Source organism: Roseibium sp. SCP15, assembly GCF_040329435.1.
Classification (GTDB): domain Bacteria; phylum Pseudomonadota; class Alphaproteobacteria; order Rhizobiales; family Stappiaceae; genus Roseibium.
In genome coordinates this window covers 1011708-1032696 of record NZ_JBDZYI010000001.1, presented here as the reverse complement: position 1 = coordinate 1032696, position 20989 = coordinate 1011708, and the positions used below count along the sequence as shown (strand labels likewise).

Here is a 20989-nt window from a genome sequence, read left to right as displayed (position 1 = left end):
ACTACAATGCCTTTCTAAACTGTCGACACATCAATTCGCGGTGCAGCTCCACCCTCCCTGTTTCCGCATATCCAACGGATCGGTAGAACCTTTCGGCTGTGCATGTGCTGTTCAATACAGCCGAAGTCAGCCCCCGATCACGAAAGTATTCTTCGATCGCATTCATCAGCATTTTGCTGACGCCGGAAAAGCGGGCGTCCGGCGAGACATAGTTCAGCACCACTTCGCCATCCGGCGTCCCCATGACCACGCCAACCACTTTCCGGCGTTCATCGACTGCGCTGAAAACGCGACCCGGTCCGACAATCCACCGCTCAACATTTTCGGTGGTCTTGTTCTTCAACCAGGGTTCGTACTTTTCAGGGTCATTGCCGTGATCGTCCTGGCAAAGTTCGACTATCGAACGGCGCAGAAGGACAGCGATCTCTTCTGCATCCGTGAAAGTGGCGGAACTGATCGTGAACGGCACCGGAACCGGCTTAGAACTCGATGCCTTCCTGCGGTTTAACACCGGAGCGGAATGGGTGTTTCACCTGCGTCATATCCGTCACCAAATCGGCGATTTCAATAAGGTCGTCTTTTGCATTCCGGCCGGTAATAATGACATGCACGTCTTCCGGTTTTTCGTTCTTCAGGAAGTCGACCACTTCCGCAATATCGAGATAGTCATAGCGCAAAACGATGTTCAGCTCATCACACAGGATAAGCTGGTACTCGCCGGAAGTGATCATCTTCTTGGCTGCATCCCAGGCCTCGCGGGCCGCTTCGATATCGCGCTGACGATCCTGTGTTTCCCAGGTAAAGCCTTCCCCCATGCGCTTGATGGTCACCAAATCGGAAAAACGATCGAGTGCCATGCGCTCACCGGTTTCAATGCGTCCTTTAACGAACTGAACAACTCCGACCTTGTGGCCATGTCCAAGCGACCGGAACACCATACCGAATCCGGCGGTGGATTTTCCCTTGCCTTTTCCCGTGTGAACGATCAACAACCCCTTCTCAATGGTCTTGGTCGCCATGATCTTGTCGCGCGCTGCCTTTTTCTTGCGCATCTTCTCGGCGTGGCGCTCATTCAGTTCTTCTTCGGACAGTTCCGGCTTTTCGCTTTCGGCGGTCACGGTCTCTCACTCCCCTCGAGTGTCAGTTTAAGTTCGTTAAGTGCAGAATGGGTCGAATTGCGCCTCGGCGTCCAGAGGCCACGTTCAATTGCTTCCATGAACCGGGCAAGCATTTCGTTCAGCCCGGCCGGGTTTACCTGCTGAAGGAACTCGCGCACCTCATCATTATCCAGGTAAGCATCGTAGAGCTGATCAAAATGGTGGTCACCCACTGCACGTGTGGTCGCGGCAAAGGCAAAGAGATAATCCAGGGTGGCGACCATCTCGAACGCGCCCTTGTAGCCGTGCCGCATGACCCCGCCAATCCATTTGGGATTCGCAGCCCGGCCACGCACGACCCGGCCGATTTCCTCCGACAACGAGCGTACGATCGGACGTTCAGGTCGCGAATGGTCATTGTGATAGACTTTCGGAGCTTCACCCTTGAGCGCTTCAACGGTCGCAGCCAGCCCACCTTCGAACTGGTAATAGTCGTCGCTGTCGAGCAAATCGTGTTCACGGTTGTCCTGGTTATGCAAAACCGCATTTACCGAACTCAGACGTGATTTCAGTTCGCCCTGAGCCCCTTCTCCCGCGGAACCTCCGCCGTAGGCATAGCCGCCCCAGGCGAGGAAAGCTTCGGCGAAGTCACCGCGTTCTTCCCAAATCCCCTCATCGATCAGCGCCTGGAGTCCCGCGCCATAAGCGCCCGGTTTTGAACCGAAAACCCTGTAGCCTGCCCGCCGGGAAGCGTCGTCGGCACCTACCCCTTCTGCCCGCAGTCTTGCAGCTTCAGCTTTCATTCGCGCCGCGACCGGGTTGGCATCTTCCGGCTCGTCCAAAGCTCCCACAGCCCGAACGGCACTGTCGAACAGGTCCATCTGATGAGGAAATGCGTCTCGGAAGAAGCCGGAAACACGCAACGTAACGTCAATACGGGGTCGCCCGAGTTCACCCAGCTTAAGAACTTCGAACCCGGTTACACGACCCGAGCCCTGCTCCCAGACCGGCTTTGCACCAATCAATGCCAGTGCTTGCGCGATATCGTCTCCACCGGTCCGCATGTTGGCGGTTCCCCAACAGGTGAGAACCAGAGATTTCGGCCACTCGCCTTCCTCCTGGAAATAGCGTTCAGCGACGAACCCAGCAGATTGCCATCCCAAACGCCAGGCGGTTTCAGTAGGTACAGCACGAACGTCAACTGAATAAAAATTCTTACCAGTTGGCAGGACATCCGGACGTCCACGGGACGGAGCCCCGGAAGGGCCAGGCACTACAAAACCGCCACTGAGCGCTGCTAGCACTGCCTGCGTTTCCGCGTCTCCGGAGGTTGTGACCGCAGGTCGCAAACGATCTTCTACCTCGCCCAAAACCGCTCGAACAGAAGGCCAGCTTTCGCCTGCAATATCATCGCTCGCGATAAGATCGCTTGCCAGGATCTCGATCCGTTCAACTGTATCTCCGTTGGAGCGCCAGGTTGCGTCCGAAGTGCATTGCAGGGCTTCAGGCTTCCCTTGCGTCCATGGCAATGAAAAGTCGCAATCAAGCGGATCGAAATTTTCTAAACCAAGATCCCGGGAGATTGCCCGTTGCAGGCTTTCCTGTTCAGGCAGGTTTCCGCGCGGGACACGCGCCAGTGCGACCAGTAGGTCGGTCAGCTGATCCCCCGCCGGGCTCTCACCCAGGATGTGAAGACCATCCCGGATTTGCAGTTCCTTCAGATCACACAGATGGGCATCAAGTCGCGCAAGACGTGTTTCCTCGTCCATGTCATCCGAGATGCCGATATCCTTGTCGAGCCCGTGCCGCGCGGCCGCATCAAGAATATCCCGGGTGAGTGCTTTCAGTCGGCGCGGATCAACACCGGCGGCGAGGTAGTACTCGTCCAGCAGCGTTTCCAACTCTTCGGCAACGCCATGGCTTTCTGCGCGCGTCAAGGGAGGCGTCAGGTGGTCCACGATCACGGCCGACGTTCTGCGCTTTGCCTGAGCTCCCTCCCCCGGATCATTGACGATAAAAGGATAGATGTTCGGCAGGGAACCGAGCACGGCTTCAGGAAAACATCCTTCTGACAAAGCAAGCGCCTTGCCGGGCAGCCACTCCAGATTGCCGTGCTTGCCGAGATGAATCACCGCATCTGCCCCGAACTTCTCTCGAAGCCAGATGTAGAACGCAAAATAGTGATGTGGCGGGACAAGATCCGGGTCGTGGTAGGTCTCTTTCGGATCGATATTGTATCCACGCGCGGGTTGAATGCCGACGACCTGATTTCCAAACCGATGCAAAGCCAGTCTGAAGTTACCGTCAACAATGTGCGGGTCGTCTTCAGCATGTCCCCAACGCTCGCGGACAGCTTTTTTGACCGCCGCCGGCAGCTGCTCGAACGAACGCCGGTAATGCTCGAGCGTGAGCGTCTCGAAACCGGCTCTTTCTCCCCGGCCATTCAGTGCGTTCGTCACTCCTGAGGTCAACATTTCCATCAGTTCGGCGGAGGTTACCGGCGCGCCATCGGTTTCAAAGCCCGCCGCCTTCATTGCCGACAGGAGCGTCACGCAGGACGCCGGAGTGTCCAATCCCACACCATTCGCCAGGCGGCCATCCTTGTTTGGATAGTTTGCCAGAATCAGCGCCGTTTTCTTGTCTTCGGGCCTGACATGACCGAGCTTTGCCCAGTTGGCGGCAAGTTCCGCGACGAATTGAATGCGGTCCGGAAGTGGGGTGAAACGCACCGGGGTCGATTGCGTTTCCTCATCGAACGTTCCTTCCTCCTTGAAAGACACTGCCCGTGTGAGGATTCGCCCGTCAATCTCCGGCAACACCACATGCATGGCCAAATCACGGATCGAGAGACCCTGATCGCTTTCCTCCCACCCTTCACGGGAGGATGACGAAAAGACGACCTGGAGCACCGGTTTACCCGGACGGTCCAACGGTGTCGGCTGATGCGCCACGCCGGCCTTTGAAACCGCGAACGCCGTCCCGTTCAAAACAACGTCCGGTCCGGCATCCTGAAAAAGGCTCTCCAGAACAGCAACGGATTCGGATTCTTTCAAGCTGGAGACAAAGATCGGCAACGCATTCACACCTGCCTGATCGAGCGCATCGACCAGGGCATCCACCGGAGCCGTCTGTGCGCCCTGCACCAAAGCCCGATAAAAGGTGATCGCTGCGACCGGCCGCGAAGGATTTGACCATGACCGTTTCAGAGCAGCCAGATCAGGAGCTGATTGCCCCTTCAGGTAGATACCAGCCCGTGGCAACGGAACCGGGTGTGCCGGCTCCTCCTCCCCTTCGATAAGAAACGAAGCGTACCGCAGAGCATTGGCGTAGTTTTCCGCGCCACCTTCAACGCAGTAGCGCCAAAACCTGTGAACCTCTTCTTTCGATCTCGTAGACCGTCCGGTCAGCCCGTCATCCCATTTGTCGTCTCCAGGGATCACGATCAGATCTATTCCGGAAGCACGAACTTCCTCTTCAAAGCGTTCCAGACCGTACCGCCAATATTCCACTCCCCCCAGAATACGAAGGATGACAAGTTTGGAACCGCTCACGGTTTGTTCGGCATAGAGGTCGACAGAATAAGGATGTGCCAGCGCCATAAGGTTCGCCAACCGCAAGCTTCTCCTGCCCGGGTCCAGGCCCGCATGCGCTGCCGCAAAACTACCAAGTTCCGTGTCTGCAGCAGACAGAAACAGGATGTCGGCAGGTGACTGCCCCAGATCTACCGCATCACCACCATCATCGATCCGGCGTGTTTGGCTGGCAAGAATGTGCATTTAGCGTATCGCTTTGATTCTACAGGCTTTCCGGGCGAACAAATCCCGGAAAGCAAACTTGACCTGAATTGATTGTGTATGTATCAGGCGGCGGCCTTCACACAGCCGAGAGCGGAGCGCACGGTCGTCAGATCCATCCCCTTAAGGCCGATGACCACCAGTTTTCCGGCACTTTCCGCGCCAACTGCAAACCATGTTTCCACACGCGGACCGACCGCCTGTACCATTGCTGGGGCAGCCTTTCCTTCAATACTCACCGCACCTTTGATGCGCAGGACACCTTTGAGAGACATTGCTTCGAGAACCTTTGCCTCTACCGCTTTCATGCTCTCAAAAGCAGGGATCTCAAGGACATGGCTTTCAAAGTCGTCGTGGTGGTGATGGTCGTGGTGATGGTGATCATGATGATGTCCATCTTCGTGGTCATGGTCATGGTCGTCATCGTGATGGTGATGGTGGTGTTCGTGACGCGAAGACATGTCGTCTTCAGCAGCGGACCCGCGCCCAAGAAGCACTTCTATCGGCAGCGTTCCCTTTTCCGATGACACGATATGCACTGCTGACCTGACGTCTTCCGAAATCTTCTTCTGCACGGTGCTCAAGGCGTCTGAAGACACGAGATCGGCCTTGTTCAAAACAACCAGATCCGCACAGCGGAGCTGATCGTGAAACAGCTCTTCTACAGGACTTTCATGATCCAGTGCCTCATCGGCAGCTCGTTGCGCCTCGAGAGCATCTTCATCCAGCGCAATCCGGCCTTCGGCGAGTGCAGCCGCATCCAGAACGGTCACAACGCCATCCACCGTAACCTTCGGCTTTACACTCGGCCAGGAAAAGGCTCGAACCAGCGGCTGCGGCAAGGCAAGGCCGGACGTTTCGATGACAATATGCTCAGGCGGTGTTTCGCGCGCGAGCAGCATTTCCATGGTGGGCAGAAAATCGTCGGCAACCGTGCAGCAGATACAGCCATTGGTGAGTTCGACCACTTCTTCAGCCGCGCAATCAGGATCGGCGCAGCCGTTCACAAGAGACCCGTCAAATCCCATGTCGCCAAATTCGTTGACGATCAGGGCGATCTTCTTGCCGTTTGCATTCTGGAGAAGGTTGCGAATGAGAGTTGTCTTGCCTGCCCCCAGAAACCCGGTGACGATCGTTGCCGGAATTTTCTGGCCCGGCTGCAAAGTAGGAGTGGTCATAATCTGATTTCCGGTTGAGTATTGGGTTTCAAAAGCAGCGGCTGTCCGGCGGCGACAAACACCACCTGACTGCAAACTTCTGCGATATCCTGATTAATCCGGCCCTGCGCATCGCGAAACGACCTGGAAAGTCGGTTGTCCGGCACGATGCCCATCCCGACCTCGTTTGACACGAAAATGCAAGGTCCCCGCAAGTTCCGGATTGCCGAGCAAAGCCGCCTGGTTTCTTCGCCGACGTCTTTCTCCGCAAAGGTCAGATTCGAGAGCCAAAGCGTCAGGCAATCCACAAGAACGACCCGCTGAGGGGAACATTCGCGCTCTATCGTTCCGGTGAGATCTATCTGCTCTTCGACAGTTGACCAGCCAGTGCCCCGTTGGCGCTTGTGAGCGGTGATGCGCTCAGCCATTTCCGCATCGAACGCGGCTCCGGTCGCAACATACACTTTTTCGAGGCCCGAACGAACCGCAAGAGTTTCTGCGAAACGACTCTTTCCGGAGCGGGCTCCGCCAAAAACGAGCGTTGCTCGCGGGCTGTTTTTATCCGTCACATTTTTCTCCCGACCGTCCACCCGACAGCGCTTGAGGTTGCTCCAGTGACGGCCGGTCTCCTGGCTCACGGCTCATCGCGTTCTGCACTCCTTCCCGGCCGGACGAGACCAGTGGATGATGTGCAGACGCTCACCGCTCACAGTTGCGGGGGCAGCTCCGGATCAGGACCTCGATGCCCCTACCGGATTCCCGTTTCATCCGGATTCAGCAAAGCTGTCTCCAGAACCGTCAAATCCCTTCCTAACCGGATTGAAGCAATGAAACAAGAAGGCAGATAAAGCTCGTTTGCGGGAAAACTAAGTCTCGATCTGATCCGCAACGTGGATTGCCAGGCAAACACCGGTAAGTGTCGGATTGACTGACATCCTCGTTGGTATCAATCCGTTGGTGGCAAGGTAAAGGTTGTCATAACCCCACACGCGTCCCCGGTAATCGCTGACGCCCGTGCCGTCATCTTCCTTCGACATGCGGGTCGTGCCTGTCATATGTGCGAAGCCGAAAGGCATCCAGGTGAATGCACAGCTCTCCCGGGTTCTCCCGATCAGGTCCGTAAGCTCACCCGCTTCTCTTTCCGCCGCCTCCATTCTTGCAAGATCGGCTTCCGACAGTGGGACTTCGAAAGTTATGCGCCCGTCTTCGTGGAAGATCGCTCGTTTGTGCTCTTCATTGTCGACAGGACAAATCGACTGGATTTCAACCAATCTGCCTGGTTCAATTTCGGCATCCTCGCCGGTTGGGGTAAAGGGCGAGACATCATGGAGAACCAGAGTGTACCAGGGCGATTGCACGCTCGGGCGCATCTGAATGCGCGGATCGACATCGGTCTGACCGTCGGTACGGCAGAACTCGGGCCTAACAACGACCTGACACACGGCCAACGGATGGTAGGAGAGATACCGACCCAACGCTCTTGAGCGAATGCCGGACCGGAACAGCAATTGTGGCGTTGCAATTGCGCCGCCTGCAATAACGTAACTCGACGCTTCGATGCGTCCGGATGCCGTTTCCAGCCACTTGACGTTGGGACCATCATGAACGATGCGATCCACCCTCTCATGACTTATGGATACTTTTCCTTGAGCGTCTGCACTTGCATTCAGAATGTCGATTGAACCGGTATAGTGCAGCTTCCCGTCATTCCGGTACTTTCCGGCCACCGGAAGTGCCTCGGCAATTCTGTCTGTCGCCGAAGTTCGCGCGTTGATCGCCGCACAAATACTCGTTTGTCGGATTGAGCGATCAAGATTATCCGTCTGCACGCCGAGGTACTTCTCAGCCAGCAGATAATGTTCTGACCACACCTCGTCTGTCATTACCGGCCATAAAGCGTCCCCACGAGGGCACAGGTTTGTCCAGATAACACCCTGACCACCCATGACACGCGTGACCGCAGCTCCAGGAAGAGCATCCCGGGGTACCTTGTCATCGAGAAATTCCAGGAATTTCGTTGCTGCAGGAAGGTAACTGTCTGGGTCCCTGAGAAACTGTTCTGAATTACGGTAGTGCGACCCAGGAGGCTCGGAGATGGCTTCTCCTTGTTCCAGGACGAGAACATTCGCCCCTCTTTCCGACAACCTGCGTGCAGTGGCGATACCGAGTGGACCACTTCCGACAACGACAACATCCTGCTGAAACGGCATGACTACCTCCAACTCTGAGTGGAGCTTATCATTTCCGCACCAGTCGAACCAACACGTGCCGCAAGCCCCCAGATTGCCTGACGAGCGCAGACGTCCAAGCTGAACGACGACCTGGAGAAACCTGTTGCCTGCAAACAGTCTTTCGCGAAACCCCATTCACGCTATCAATTGCTTGGGTGAAGATGACTTTCATTCACGATCCGATTGCCCTTTAATCCTATGTGGAAAGGGAGCATCGGGAGCATGTGCGGCCGGTACACACAGATCAGACCCTGGCGTGAGATCGTCAGGCTCTACAGACTGACGGACGAGTTCAACGACCGGAACACGGCAGCGCGCTACAACATTGCCCCAACGCAGGAGGTGCTCTTCATTCACCTGGACGAAAATGGCGCGCAGACTGTATCCGACGGACGCTGGTGGCTGGTTCCTCACTGGGCGAAGGAATTGCAATCCAAGTATCCGATGTTCAATGCCCGATCTGAAGACGCGGAGAAGAAACCATCGTTCCGGGAGGCCTTTAAATCCGGGCGCTGCCTTCTGCCTGCCGATGGCTGGTATGAGTGGACCAAGGGCGAGGACGGTGGCCGGGATCCATGGTTCATCCACCTTGCTGATATTGCACCATTTTCCTTCGCCGGGCTGTGGACCTATAACAGCACACTCGATGTCACGTCCTGCACGATCCTGACGGCCGCGGCTGTCGCTCCAGTCAACCGGGTCCACAACCGCATGCCCATCGTGCTTGAGCAATCTGCATATGATGCCTGGCTCAGTCCGGAAACCGCCGTCACCGATGCCAAGGCCCTGCTCAACCACAATCTGGGGCATGAATTTTCGTTCTACAGAGTTGGACGCGCCGTGAACTCTTCAAGGACCGAAAATGATCCGGATTTGATCAAGCCTTTAACAGATGACCTGGGTGGATAGAAGCAGACCGATCAATCTCCCGCGGCAAACAGCGGAACACTCTTGGTAATCACGACCTTGCTTGTCGAATACGTCCCTTTTTGCCGGATCTTCCAGTATGCCTTGTCCCGCTTTGTGGACTTGGGCTCCTGGACAATTTCGTAGACACGATCATAGTCGACTCCCTTCTTGGAACCGGCCGACTGCGCCACGTAGAACGATGATCCGTACTGTTCCCAGCATTCTATGATCGCAATGTGGGACTTGTTACCAGGGTTGGGCCGAACCTTCACGTTGCCACCCTCAACATTCGCCCACAAGATCGCATTGTCGTAGTAGATGTCGTCAATCGAGGTGGCAACGTCTGCAACGACCTTGTATTTCGGTATGTATTTCAACATCTTCTTGAACTGGCCAAGGGCAATGAGATAGGTGCTAACAAAGCCCACGCAGTCCATGCCGAAGTTTGTCCAGGCCCACTGAGGCAGCTCGGCGATGGTCTTGTACTTGCTCTCGACAGCCAGACAACAGATCAGCGATATCTCTTCAGGCATTCCCTGACCTGCAAAACAGGAGACCACGCGTGATTGACAGGTCCGGGTCCATTCACCGGCCTGCTGGTAGCCGCTGTCAGGTTGGTCGCAGAACTTTCGCGCCTTTCGGAGAAATGCGTTGCACTCTTTTCTCCGTTCGGAAGTGTAATTTGAGCGATACCCATCGACTGTCACATGAACCACGCCGCTCCCGGTTTGCACAGGTAGCGACTTGTAGTGGCTCCCGTAATCCGCTGGGTACATGTTGGGGTTATGTAGAAAATATGTAGATTGCAAATAGGACAGTGCCGGATGCTTCCAAAATTCCTGCATGGTTTCGTCCTTTTAATGATCTATCTCTTTGAACTAATGCTTCACTCGTATTCCAATCATACAAACGCGAGATGAGTTCTTCTCGCGCAGAGAATTATTCGCGAATGTGCGAACCTCATAAATATTGAGACACAATGGTTCCAAAGGCCGCTTGCAACAGTGACTGTTGTCACAGTTAAGCCGAACTCAGTTCAATGCTAACAGCAAACGATCAATTCGCTGCAGTCTGAAAAACTATTGGAGGCGGGTTCGGAGCCCCTTCACTGCTGCCAAGCGGATCAAACGACAAAAGGCGCAAATGCTTCTGCGTGTTTTTCCGGGCCTGACATGAACCGTTCTACGCGCAGCTGACAGAACCAGCATCTCCTTTGTCGTGCCGGAGGCTAGAGACGCTTTACCGCCCTACAGGCTCAGAAGATCCATCAGAGGAAATGGCGACCACTGCGAAGTTGGAAGCGGCGCCAATGGCGGGATTGGAAGCAAAGGCGACAAAGGAGGCGCTGGTGCCACCGGTTTGAGTGGCGGCCGCATTTTCATCGGCGGCATCGGTCCGCCGGACGGCTCGTCAAAGAAGGCCACCGCGTGGCCCTTTCGGTCTCTGATCCACCCGTCTCCCACATGGCCGACATGACGTTTCTTGAGGTCGTAGATTGCGCCGTTCTGTATGTAAGCTGCGGGACTTCCGTTCCAATTCAAGAAATATCCGTCACGGATGTAACCGACAGCTCTCCCATCCTGGTCGTAGACGTCCATACTCTCCCCCGTGCCAGCCACTATAGTTGCGGGTACTGCACGACACTCGCAAGAGCATACCTCTTCCTTGTTATCTATTGAAAGCGGCCTTCATGTGCTGAACGCAGTTATGCGGATAATTGGAAGGCGAAGTGGTTTTCCTAAGAAATGCCGTGCTTGAGAGAGTTCTTGAGTGTCTTTGGCCTAGCCACCAACAGAGTATTCTCTCTGGCAATGTTTGCAGAGATTGCAGCAGAAACGAAACAGACGAGTGTTCCATTCAGGGCAATGGAAATTCTGGACTACTCCCAGCGAATGCAAAGCCATCTTGCGAGACACTTGCACTGGAAAGACCGCTCATGACAAGAGCCAGTTGGTGTCTCAATTTTCATTGGAAAGAAAGGGTGGTGATGGCTCCCCAGGCCGGACTCGAACCAGCGACCCAGCGATTAACAGTCGCTTGCTCTACCAACTGAGCTACTGGGGATCACCACGTTGGAGGTCAGTGCGTCACCGCCCCCGTCGATGGAGATGCGTATAACAAAGGCATGATCCGTTTGCCAAGCCCCTAGCTGCGTTTTTTTCATCCAGTCGTCATTTTTTTGTCGACCATGTGGAAAACTCTTTATTTTTCATACAGCTAGAGGTGCGCATTGATTTGGAAAACAACGCAGAAATGCTAGCCTTTTTATGCAATCCTGCGGGTTTAGAAGCTTGTTCCTGGCAGGATTGCAACGATTGACGCGCAGCTTTTCAAAAACGAAAGTCGGCCGATAGACGTTTCATCAGACAGCCTGACCGTTCATCCAGACGGACTTGACCGTGAAGTCATCGCCAAGATGCACAAAATCAGCGGGCTGACCTTCAGAAAAACGTCCCATGTTCCGATCGAGGAAACCGGCTGGATAACTGGTTGCCATCGCAAGTGCCGTTTCAAGCTCAAGGTCAACGACACCGGTCAGATATTTCAGAGAGGACGGCAAATCGATATCTGCCCCCGCGAGAGTACCGTCTGCGAGTTTCAGCATGCCGTCACTGCGGAATATCTCCCTGCCCCCCAGAAAGAAAGATGTCACATCCGTTCCGGTTTGCGACATTGCGTCGGTCACCAGAAAGATCCTTCCCGGGCCGGATTTCGACTTCAGCGCAATCTTGATAGCGACCGGATCAACGTGAACACCGTCGGCGATCAGTCCGGCACTCAAACCGCCCAGATCCAGCGCCGCACCGACCATCCCCGGTTCTCGGTGCTGCAACGGGCTCATGGCATTGTAGAGATGCGTCACGCACGACGCCCCGGCATTCACAGCAACCCTGCATTCTTCATAAGAAGCGCCGCTGTGACCCAGGCTGATTCGAATACCAGCACCGGCAAGCGTGGCGATCTGATCAGGACTGACCGTTTCGGCCGCCAACGTGATGATCAGGTTTGGCAGTTCATCGGCGGCGCGAAGATAGAGCCTGATATCGTCATCCGTCATAGGCCGGATCAAACTGGCGTCATGCGCCCCCTTGCGCCCGGCAAATAGATGGGGCCCTTCCAGATGCAGCCCCTGGAATCCGGGAACACGATCTTTCCAGGCTGCAATCCCCAGATCCACCACCTTGCGGGTCACCTCAGGACTGTCGGTGATCAGTGTCGGCGTCAGCGCAGTCGTTCCCAAACGCACATGTGCGCTGCAAATCTGATCAATGTCGGCAACGCTCTCAGCGTCCCCCAACATCAAGCCCCCGCCTCCATTTACCTGCAGATCGATCAATCCGGGCGACAGAATGCCTTCCCCCAGTTCCACCTGACTGAACCCCTCCGGGATATCCGAAGGCGATGACACTCGCGAAACGCGGCCTTCTTCAACGAGGAGTGCGGCGTTGGAGCGGATTTTTTCACCATCGAAAACCCGGCGGCAGATATAGGCGGATCTATCGGTCATACGGTCTGCGTAACTTTCTTCAGATGTTTCGGAACATCCGGATTGAAGCCGCGCCTTCGCGCGAACCATTCGATAAATGCGTAAAATGAAACGATCTGGACAAGAGCATCGGTCAGGGGATGCCCAGTTTCTTCGAACGGCAACTTTTCGGCCCGCTTCACTTTTCTGGTTGTCGCGAAAACGCTCCCCCCCTGGTCTGCCATGCGGTCAGCGGCCTGCGCCAAACCTTCTTCAGCAGCGTCGCGGACACCAAGCGCGAGGATGGGATAGCCGTTTTCAACGATTGAAACCGGACCATGCATCACTTCGGCCGAAGAATAGGCCTCCGCGTGGATCTGACAGGTTTCCTTGAACTTCAGGGCGGCTTCATTGGCGATTGCAAGCCCGGGCCCTCGCCCAATAACATAAAGCGAACCGCGCTTTTCTATCGGCTCCGCGAGGGCGCTCCAGTCTTTGCCGATTGCATTTTCGAAGCACTCCGGCAATTCGTGCAAGGCGCGCATAAGATCTTCGTCTGCGGCCAACTGAGCCAACAGAAGCAAGCCGGCCAGCACGGAGTTCACAAACGTTTTCGTCGCGGCAACGCTCAGCTCCGGTCCAGCACTGATATTGACGGTTGCCTTTGACGACTTTGCGAGCGGACTATCTGCGGTGTTGGTCAGACCGACGGTGAATGCCCCCTGCTCCACTGCGTTTTCGACAACAGACAGGATGTCAGGGCTTGCCCCAGATTGGGAAATTGCGATCACAAGTGCCTGGTCAAGCTTTACCTTGCCTCCGTAAACGGAAGACACCGAGGGACCGAGTGACGCCATTGCCAGTCCGAGATGGATTTCCGATGCGTATTTCAGAAAGGTAGCAGCATGGTCTGAAGACCCTCTTGCAACGCTGGCCAGAAACACCGGTGTACCGGCCTTGCCGGCAATGTCCCTGATCAGTGGCAGGGCTTCAGCGAGCAACCTTCTTGCTGCTTCGGGGATCTCTTCAATTTCCCGCCGCATGTGGGTCGGAGCAACTGCTCCCGTGGTATCGGTCATCCAGTTATTCTTTCGAGATTTGGAGTTCAGCAACGAAGTCATATGCATCGCCGCGATAAACGGATCGGGTAAACTCGACCACATTTCCAGAGGCGTGGTAGGACACCCGCTCAATTTTCAGCCCTGCAGACCCTATCGGAACGTTCAGAAGCTCAGCGTCGACAGCTTCAAGATTGCGCGCTGAAATCCTCTGGATCGCACGTACCGGCTGCATTCCCGTAGACCGCAAGACCGCATAGAGTGATGACGATACTCTTTCCGGGTTTGGCAAAACCGCTTCGGAGAGCGAGGCCCGCTCGATAGCCATCGGAACATCATCTGCCTTCCGCAGACGATCAACACGAGCTACTTTCTGTCCCGCACTCAATCCCAAAGCAAAGATTTCTTCGGGAGACGCCGGAAACAAGCCGCGCCGCAGCCATTCGCTGCTCGCCACAAGGCCGCGCCGCGTCATGTCCTCACTGAATGATGTCAGACTGGACAGACGCTGTTCAACCTTCTGCACCTTTGGCGCAACGAATGACCCGCTGCCGCGCTTTTGAACGACAATCTGATCTTCGACCAGTCCGGCAACTGCCTTGCGGACCGTAACCCGTGACAAATCGGTGATCGCCGCAATCTCACGCTCGGATGGCAGCGACTCGTTTTCTTTCAGCACTCCTTCGTCGATCGCCTGCTGAATGCAACGGCGCAACTGCAGGTATCGGGGACCACTGGAGCCCGCGAGCCAGTCACCGTTTTCCAGCTTGGAAATGAAGTCTGTCATTGGGTATGGCGCCTCAGGATAAAAATAATACCTTTCAGATACCAATTTAAACGCGCCCAAATTCGAAAATCAAGTGGTAAAAACCACCAGCATTTTCATTTTCCTCCCGCAAAAGGCCTCAAAATTCTGAATTTGCTGCGCTTTGCCTCTGCAAGCCAAGGGGAAAACGCCCCGGTAACCGATCAGCAGGCACATCGATTTTCTCTCTGCCGAAGTCTGAAAAAGTAAATGGCAACTCCCGTTCCACCCCGCTCTTCAACTCAATCACCGTCTTCTGCTCTTGTCCTCCCAAATACCGCCGACTGTGGCTTCAAACCGGCATTCCGGCGATGAAAGCGCACGATGGAGATCGAGTAACACACGTTTCAACCGTGATCGTTCGACGTCCATTCGTTAACATCTCCTCATCACGGCAGCTGCCTTCGAACCATCGATGGAACAAGAAGAATCAGGTCACCGTCGCTCTTCCGCGCTCACAAGAGCAAAAATTTTCTGAAATCAACTCGTCGATTGAGGGTTCCAATTTCTTCCCGCATTCCAGCGGTTTGCAGCAGCACCCACAGGAGCCCAATTCGTTAAAAAAACCATGCCAATTATTTTTTTGGTTTACTATCGGCTTCATTGGTTGCATTTTGGTATTACAAGAAAAATTGAATAGATAAAACCAGAGGCATTAAACAGGCGATGATCTCCTGTTTCGACATTGGTGGATCCTTTATCCGCCATGGTGAACTCCGCGAAGACGGCACGGTTTTTGAAACCGGCCGCGTTGCAACGCCTGGTGCCGACTGGCGTGCCTTTGTTCAGGCAATCGATCAATGCTCGAAGATGAGCAAGGTACCGATCTCGATTTCCCTCGCAGGAGCCTATGACGAGCGCAGCGGAATTGCGGATGTTGCCAACATTCCCTGCCTTCACAAGCGCCCGGTTCAAAGAGACCTTGAAGCTGCGCTTGGTCGCCCAGTTGCCATCACCAATGACGCCAATGCCTTTGCGCTTGCTGAAGCCGTTGACGGAACGGGGAACGGGAAACCGGTCGTATTCGGCATAATTCTTGGTTCGGGTGTCGGTGGAGGGCTTGTCGTAAACGGCTCTCTTGTTACCGGTGTCGGCGGAATGGCAGGTGAATGGGGACATGGACCTGTCATGGATCCGACTGCCGGTGGTCAGATCAACGGACTGGAGCATTATCCTTGCGGCTGCGGTCAGGTCGGATGCATCGACGCAACATGCTCAGCCCGGGGCATGGAGCGTATTCACGCATCTCTGCACGGCGCACAACTCCAAAGCAAAGAAATCACTGCCGCCTGGCACCGCGGAGAAACGCAAGCCACTGAAACAATCGAGGCCTTCTCGACGCTTTTGGCAAGAGCGCTGTCCGTCCTTGTGAACACCCTGGGACCAGATGTCATTCCCGTGAGTGGCGGCCTGTCAAACGATGCCGTCCTGCTCGACCTGGTTGATCGAAAAGTGCGCGCACTGGTTCTGGCAAATTATGCATCTCCGCTCGTCGTCAAAGGACAATTTGCCGAAAACGGCGGACTTCACGGTGCCGGTATCGTCGCCCGTGAACGGTTCCGGGAGGCGAATAGATGACCTCGGTTCACTTGGAAGTATGCGTCGATACGATCGAAGGAGCATGGATTGCCGCCGAAAACGGTGCGGACCGGATAGAACTTTGCACAGCACTTTCTGAAGGCGGTCTCACCCCGTCAGCCGGCTTTATGACGGCCGCTTCCAGGCTGCCTGTCCCCGTCTTTGCGATGATCCGTCCGCGATCCGGTGGATTTCAGTATTCCGATGCAGAAAAAACTCTGATGCTGCGCGACATTCAAACGGCCGAACAAGCCGGACTTGCCGGTATCGCCATCGGAGCAACATCCGAACAACACGAGCTAGACAGCCCTTTCCTGTCGACGGCTCTTGCTGGCACGAAACTGCCGGCAACACTCCACCGGGCCTTCGACACCCTTCGGGATCCTGTGGCAGGGGTCGAGGAAGCAGTTTCCCTTGGGTTTGAACGCATTCTCACCTCCGGTCAGGCCGAAAAGGCAGAACAGGGCCTCGATGTTCTTGAGAGCGTCGCCTCACGGGCATCCGGAAGAATTTCGATCATGGCCGGTTCCGGCGTGTCAGAGGACAATGCCGCGCGGATCCTGAAAGTATCCGCAGTCAACGAATTGCATGCCTCTTGCTCCAGTCCTTGTGCGCCCCTCCCTTCAAGCGCACCGGAAGTTCATCTGGGCTTTTTGCCGTCCAAAGGTGCCAGGCTCACCAATGCAATCAGGGTTCAAGCCCTCAGAACCGCAATAGACCAGTATTTGGAGACCGCAGAATGAAGACAGGTTATGTCGGCCTGGGTGCACGCATTGCCAACGTCAGCAGCTGTTTGCAGAACGTGTCGACCGAAGTCGATCCATGCGCATATGTCGACCCTACTCCTGCGGGCTTGAAGCACGTCGAAACAAAGAGCGGCAACAAGCTTACCGCCTATGATGACCTGCAAGGCATGCTGGATACGGAAAAACTCGATCTGCTCATGATTGGATCTCCGAATTTCATGCATATGGAGCATCTGCGAACCGCACTCCAGTCCGATGTCCGGTACATCTTCTGCGAAAAACCGATCGTCACCAGCGAAGCAGAAACATTTGAACTGCTGGAATTGATGAAACAGCACAATGGTGCCGAGCGCGTGATTGTCGGCCTGGTACTGCGCTACTCTCCGCTTTACGTCGAGCTGCAAAAGAGCCTTGCGGCCGGTCAGATCGGCAAGGTTGTCTCAATTGAGGCGGCCGAACATATCGCGCCATATCATGGTTCGTTCTTCATGCGGGACTGGCGCCGCTATGAGAAGAATTCCGGCGGTTTCATGCTGGAAAAATGTTGCCACGACCTCGATCTCTACCAGGGTGTTGTCGGCTCGCGTCCGAGATACGTTTCCAGTTTCGGTGGTCGCAAGAGCTTCGTGCCGGAAAACAGGCCGGATCAGGATCACAGCTTTCCCAAACCGCACTATCCGGACCGTGTCGACCCCTTCACCCCCAGGTGGGGCGGTGCAAATGCCGACTTTGATTCAGATGGTGATCTGATCGACTACCAAACGGCGCTGATCGAATACGAGGACGGTGCAAACCTTTGTTTTCATACAAACATGTATGTGCCGGATGAGTTCCGCAGGTTCGCCGTCATGGGCACCAGGGGCATGGCGGAAGGCGATTTCATTCGCAACTTCTTCAAAGTCCATGACGCTCTGACCTCAAACTGCCTTGTTGACATCAAGGCACTTCCCGGCGAGCGGAACGGACACTATGGCGCCGACGATGCCATGGCCAGAGACGTCAATCATTACTTCATTCACGGTGGAAGACTGCCGGTTGGCGTCATGGACGCCCTCGAAGCCGGACTGACAGCCATCAAGCTCGACGAGGCCAGACGCACTCGATCCGTGCTCGACCTCGCAGACACCTGGCAGCAATTCGACAGTTACGGCGTGGCTTAAGGGGGAACCATGGCGCATACGGCGAAACAAAAGGACTACTTCCCATATCTGCTGCTGGTACCGGCGACAGTCGTGATGATTTCGATTGTTGCCTATCCACTGTTTGAGACGTTCCGGCTTTCGTTCACCAACACAAGCATGAGCCCGAACTACGAATATGTGGGATTGGCGAACTACGAAAAAATCATGTCGCGCCGCTTTCCGGAAGTGATCGCCCGCACCTTTTATTGGATGGGCCTTTCAGTTGCCCTGAAGATGCTGATCGGGACATTGGGAGCCGTTCTTTTGAATGCGATGGTTCCCGGAAGGGCCCTGTTTCGTATCCTCGTGATGCCACCCTGGGTCATTCCGATTGCAATCGGCGTGTTCATCTGGGGCTGGATGTACAATGGCCAGTTCGGCATGCTTTCAGGAATGGCTCAGCGCCTCGGCATCCTGAGCGGTCCGTTCGAATTCCTCGCCTACAAGAATTCCGCGTTCATGGCGACAATCGTTACCGACGTGTGGATCGGTGTTCCGATGGTCACGCTTTATCTCCTGGCCGCCATGCAGTCGATCTCCAAGGACCTCTATGAAGCTGCCTGGGTGGATGGCGCCTCCCGTTTCTATCGCTTCCGCCGGATCACTTTGCCGCTGATCTTCCCGTCAATCGCGACCATGGCCCTTCTGTCGGCAATCGCGACCTTCAACTCGTTCGACATCATCTGGATCCTGACCGAAGGCGGACCGCGCGGGGCCACGACCACAATGATCATCGATACCTACAAGACTGCGATCAGCCGGTTCAAGTACGGCGAAGGAGCTGCTCGAACGGTCATGATCGTGTTGTTCCTCGGGTCCTTCACTTTCATCTATTTCGTGCTGCTCTCGCGCCTTGCCAAAAGGAGCCCGAACAATGCTGCATAAGTATCGCTGGTACGAATACGTCCTGATCTATTTCGGGGTCGCAGTTTTCCTGACTTTCGTGCTCGCCCCGTTCGTGGAAGCCTTTGTCGTGTCGCTTCGCCCGCTGAGCGGCCTCTTTTCCATCCCGTACAAATTCATCACGGATGAAATGAGCTTCGATGCCTATTTCTCAATGTGGAAGAACGTGCCGCTGCTCTGGCGGTACATGCTGAACTCCTTCTTCATTGCAACGGTTGTGACCGCACTCGGGTTGCTGTGCATCATTCCGGCGGCCTATGCATTTGCCCGGTTTGAATTTCCTGCCCGCAACTCCCTGCTTGGGATCTTCATAGCAGTGAACATGTTCTCCGGCGCCGTATTGATCATTCCCTTGTTCAAACTGATGCAACAATACGGGCTGTTGAACACCTATTTTGCGATGATTGCGCCTGGCACGGCGTTCGTCATTCCAACCGGCATCTGGCTGCTGCGGTCCTATCTTGTTCGAATTCCAAAGGAGCTGGAAGAAGCAGCCTGGGTCGACGGTGCAGGAAAAATCTACACGCTCGTTCGCGTGATCATTCCGGTGGCCCTGCCGGGGATCGTGGTTGTCACCATTACCGCGTTCATCACGGCCTACGCGCAGCAATTCATCTACGCACTGACCTTCAACTCCGTGAACGAGCTTAATCCGCTTCCGGTGGGCTTGTTCCAATTCTTCGGACGGCAATCGGTCGTCTGGAACGAACTCATGGCCGCCAGCCTCGTGGGGATCCTCCCCGTTCTGTTCGTCTATGTGTTCTTGCAACGCTACATCGTCGCCGGGCTCACCGCTGGCGCTGTCAAAGAATAACAATAATGAAAAATCCAACCAGAAAGGGAAACAGATGACATTGAAATCAATGCTCTTGGGTGGCGCATTCGCCATGACCTTCGTCACTGCCGTTCAGGCGGAAGACAAGACGATCCACATGATCAATTGCGGCGACAACACCGGTGCCGGAATTCCGATCCAGGAAAAACTGATCAAGGACTGGGAAGCCTCAAATCCCGGTTACAAGGTTGAAGTCGAGTTTGTGCCCTGGGGACAATGCCAGGAGAAATCCACGACCCTCGCCAGCGCAGGCAATCCGCCGGCTGTTGCCTACATGGGCTCGCGGACGCTGAAACAACTTGCTGCCAACGATCTCATTGTCCCGGTCGACATGACTGAGGAAGAAAAAGCCACCTACGCCGCACCGATCCTCGGCACGATCACGGCGAATGGCCAACAATGGGGCCTGCCGCGCGCATTCTCGACCAAGGCGCTTTACTGGAACAAGGATCTTTTCAAAGAAGCTGGTCTGGATCCTGAAGCTCCGCCGAAGACCTGGGACGAAATGTACAACGCTGCCAAGGCAGTCAAGGATAAAACCGATGCCGACGGTTTCGGACTTGCAGCCGCGTCCTTCGACAACACCATGCACCAGTTCATGAACTACGTTTACACAAACGGCGGTGAAGTCATTAACGCGGACGGAGAAATCGTCTTCAACTCTCCGAACAACGTCGAAGCTCTCGCCTTCTACGGAAAGATGGCCGAAGTCTCGCAGCCAGGCCCGGTTGCCTACGACCGCGCGAAACTTCGTCCTCTGTTCTCCGAAGGCAAGATCGGCATGTTTATTTCCGGTCCCTGGGAGCGTGTTCGCGTCAAGGACGTCAACTGGGGTGTAGCCCCTCTCCCGCATGGTCCGAGCGGTGGTGCCGGAACCCTGCTGATCACCGACTCCCTCGCCGTCTTCAAAGGCTCCGGAGTGGAAGAGCAGGCTCTTTCTCTGGCGAAACTCCTGACCAATCCGGAAAACCAGATGGCATTTGAAATCGCTGAAGGTTACACGCCGCTTCGCGACATGCCGCAGGTGCAGGAAATCGTGAAGGAAGACCCGACCTGGAAAGCCTTCCTCGATGCGATTCCGACCGGTGGTCCGGAGCCGTTCGTTACCGACTATGTCGGCCTTCAGGACACGATCAACGAGGCTGTTCAAGGTGTCGTTCTTGGTGAAGTAGAGGCGGCTGAAGCCGTTGAAATCGCCGCCGAGCAACTTGAGGAATTCAAGTAAGACC

The 20989-nt window shown here is 55.3% G+C and carries 18 protein-coding genes, 1 tRNA gene and 1 riboswitch; of the genes, 7 read left to right on the top strand and 12 right to left on the bottom strand.

The window, feature by feature from the left end; all coding sequences use genetic code 11:
• Nucleotide 1: 1 nt before the first annotated feature.
• From ABLO27_RS04655 to ABLO27_RS04630, 6 genes are all read right to left on the bottom strand, one after another.
• Nucleotides 2-469, bottom strand: a complete 468-nt coding sequence (locus ABLO27_RS04655; RefSeq protein WP_353030810.1) for a GNAT family N-acetyltransferase — start codon at nt 467-469, stop codon at nt 2-4.
• 10 nt (nt 470-479) lie between these two features.
• Nucleotides 480-1118: a cob(I)yrinic acid a,c-diamide adenosyltransferase gene (gene cobO, locus ABLO27_RS04650; protein WP_353030808.1), complete on the bottom strand. Its 639-nt coding sequence runs from the start codon at nt 1116-1118 to the stop codon at nt 480-482.
• The gene (gene cobN / locus ABLO27_RS04645) at nt 1115-4873 is read right to left on the bottom strand and encodes a cobaltochelatase subunit CobN (RefSeq protein WP_353030806.1); all 3759 of its coding nucleotides are present in this window, start codon (nt 4871-4873) and stop codon (nt 1115-1117) included. Before cobN ends, cobO begins: the two co-directional genes overlap by 4 nt.
• 83 nt (nt 4874-4956) lie before the next feature.
• Nucleotides 4957-6069 (bottom strand): cobalamin biosynthesis protein CobW, encoded by a 1113-nt coding sequence (gene cobW, locus ABLO27_RS04640; RefSeq protein ID WP_353030804.1) that lies wholly within the window; start codon nt 6067-6069, stop codon nt 4957-4959.
• Complete coding sequence (gene cobU / locus ABLO27_RS04635) at nt 6066-6617, bottom strand: bifunctional adenosylcobinamide kinase/adenosylcobinamide-phosphate guanylyltransferase (RefSeq protein WP_353030802.1); 552 nt, start codon at nt 6615-6617, stop codon at nt 6066-6068. The genes cobW and cobU overlap by 4 nt, the downstream gene beginning before the upstream one ends.
• 33 nt (nt 6618-6650) lie before the next feature.
• Nucleotides 6651-6863: riboswitch (cobalamin riboswitch) on the bottom strand.
• Nucleotides 6864-6914: 51 nt separating this feature from the next.
• Complete coding sequence (locus ABLO27_RS04630) at nt 6915-8258, bottom strand: FAD-dependent oxidoreductase (protein ID WP_353030799.1); 1344 nt, start codon at nt 8256-8258, stop codon at nt 6915-6917.
• Nucleotides 8259-8501: 243 nt separating this feature from the next.
• On the opposite strand from ABLO27_RS04630, the gene ABLO27_RS04625 reads away from it, so the two are divergent.
• Nucleotides 8502-9188, top strand: a complete 687-nt coding sequence (locus tag ABLO27_RS04625; RefSeq protein WP_353030797.1) for an SOS response-associated peptidase — start codon at nt 8502-8504, stop codon at nt 9186-9188.
• Between the two features lie 11 nt (nt 9189-9199).
• On the opposite strand, the gene ABLO27_RS04620 is transcribed toward ABLO27_RS04625, so the two are convergent.
• The 6 genes from ABLO27_RS04620 to ABLO27_RS04595 all read right to left on the bottom strand — a co-directional run bounded on the left by ABLO27_RS04620 (nt 9200) and on the right by ABLO27_RS04595 (nt 14499).
• Nucleotides 9200-9721: a hypothetical protein gene (locus tag ABLO27_RS04620; protein ID WP_353030795.1), complete on the bottom strand. Its 522-nt coding sequence runs from the start codon at nt 9719-9721 to the stop codon at nt 9200-9202.
• A gap of 714 nt (nt 9722-10435) precedes the next feature.
• Nucleotides 10436-10786, bottom strand: coding sequence for a 4-fold beta flower protein (locus ABLO27_RS04615; protein ID WP_353030793.1), 351 nt, complete (start codon nt 10784-10786; stop codon nt 10436-10438).
• Between the two features lie 390 nt (nt 10787-11176).
• A tRNA-Asn gene (locus ABLO27_RS04610) sits at nt 11177-11252 on the bottom strand.
• A 298-nt stretch (nt 11253-11550) separates the two neighbouring features.
• Nucleotides 11551-12696, bottom strand: a complete 1146-nt coding sequence (gene nagA, locus ABLO27_RS04605) for an N-acetylglucosamine-6-phosphate deacetylase (protein ID WP_353030791.1) — start codon at nt 12694-12696, stop codon at nt 11551-11553.
• Nucleotides 12693-13733, bottom strand: a complete 1041-nt coding sequence (locus ABLO27_RS04600; RefSeq protein ID WP_353030789.1) for an SIS domain-containing protein — start codon at nt 13731-13733, stop codon at nt 12693-12695. Before ABLO27_RS04600 ends, nagA begins: the two co-directional genes overlap by 4 nt.
• Before the next feature lie 4 nt (nt 13734-13737).
• Nucleotides 13738-14499: a GntR family transcriptional regulator gene (locus ABLO27_RS04595; RefSeq protein ID WP_353030787.1), complete on the bottom strand. Its 762-nt coding sequence runs from the start codon at nt 14497-14499 to the stop codon at nt 13738-13740.
• 684 nt (nt 14500-15183) lie between these two features.
• Here ABLO27_RS04595 and ABLO27_RS04590 point away from each other — a divergent pair.
• The 6 genes from ABLO27_RS04590 to ABLO27_RS04565 are packed head-to-tail and all read left to right on the top strand — an operon-like array spanning nt 15184 to nt 20985.
• Entirely contained in the window at nt 15184-16095 is a 912-nt protein-coding gene (locus ABLO27_RS04590) for an ROK family protein (protein WP_353030785.1), read from the top strand.
• Nucleotides 16092-16838: a copper homeostasis protein CutC gene (locus ABLO27_RS04585; protein WP_353030783.1), complete on the top strand. Its 747-nt coding sequence runs from the start codon at nt 16092-16094 to the stop codon at nt 16836-16838. The genes ABLO27_RS04590 and ABLO27_RS04585 overlap by 4 nt, the downstream gene beginning before the upstream one ends.
• The gene (locus tag ABLO27_RS04580; RefSeq protein ID WP_353030781.1) at nt 16835-18001 is read left to right on the top strand and encodes a Gfo/Idh/MocA family protein; all 1167 of its coding nucleotides are present in this window, start codon (nt 16835-16837) and stop codon (nt 17999-18001) included. The genes ABLO27_RS04585 and ABLO27_RS04580 overlap by 4 nt, the downstream gene beginning before the upstream one ends.
• 9 nt (nt 18002-18010) lie before the next feature.
• The gene (locus tag ABLO27_RS04575) at nt 18011-18907 is read left to right on the top strand and encodes a carbohydrate ABC transporter permease (RefSeq protein WP_353030779.1); all 897 of its coding nucleotides are present in this window, start codon (nt 18011-18013) and stop codon (nt 18905-18907) included.
• On the top strand, nt 18897-19739 hold the full coding sequence (locus ABLO27_RS04570) for a carbohydrate ABC transporter permease (RefSeq protein ID WP_353030777.1): 843 nt from the start codon (nt 18897-18899) through the stop codon (nt 19737-19739). The genes ABLO27_RS04575 and ABLO27_RS04570 overlap by 11 nt, the downstream gene beginning before the upstream one ends.
• 34 nt (nt 19740-19773) lie before the next feature.
• A complete protein-coding gene (locus ABLO27_RS04565; RefSeq protein ID WP_353030775.1) occupies nt 19774-20985 on the top strand; it encodes an ABC transporter substrate-binding protein in 1212 nt (403 codons plus the stop codon).
• Nucleotides 20986-20989 lie beyond the last annotated feature (4 nt).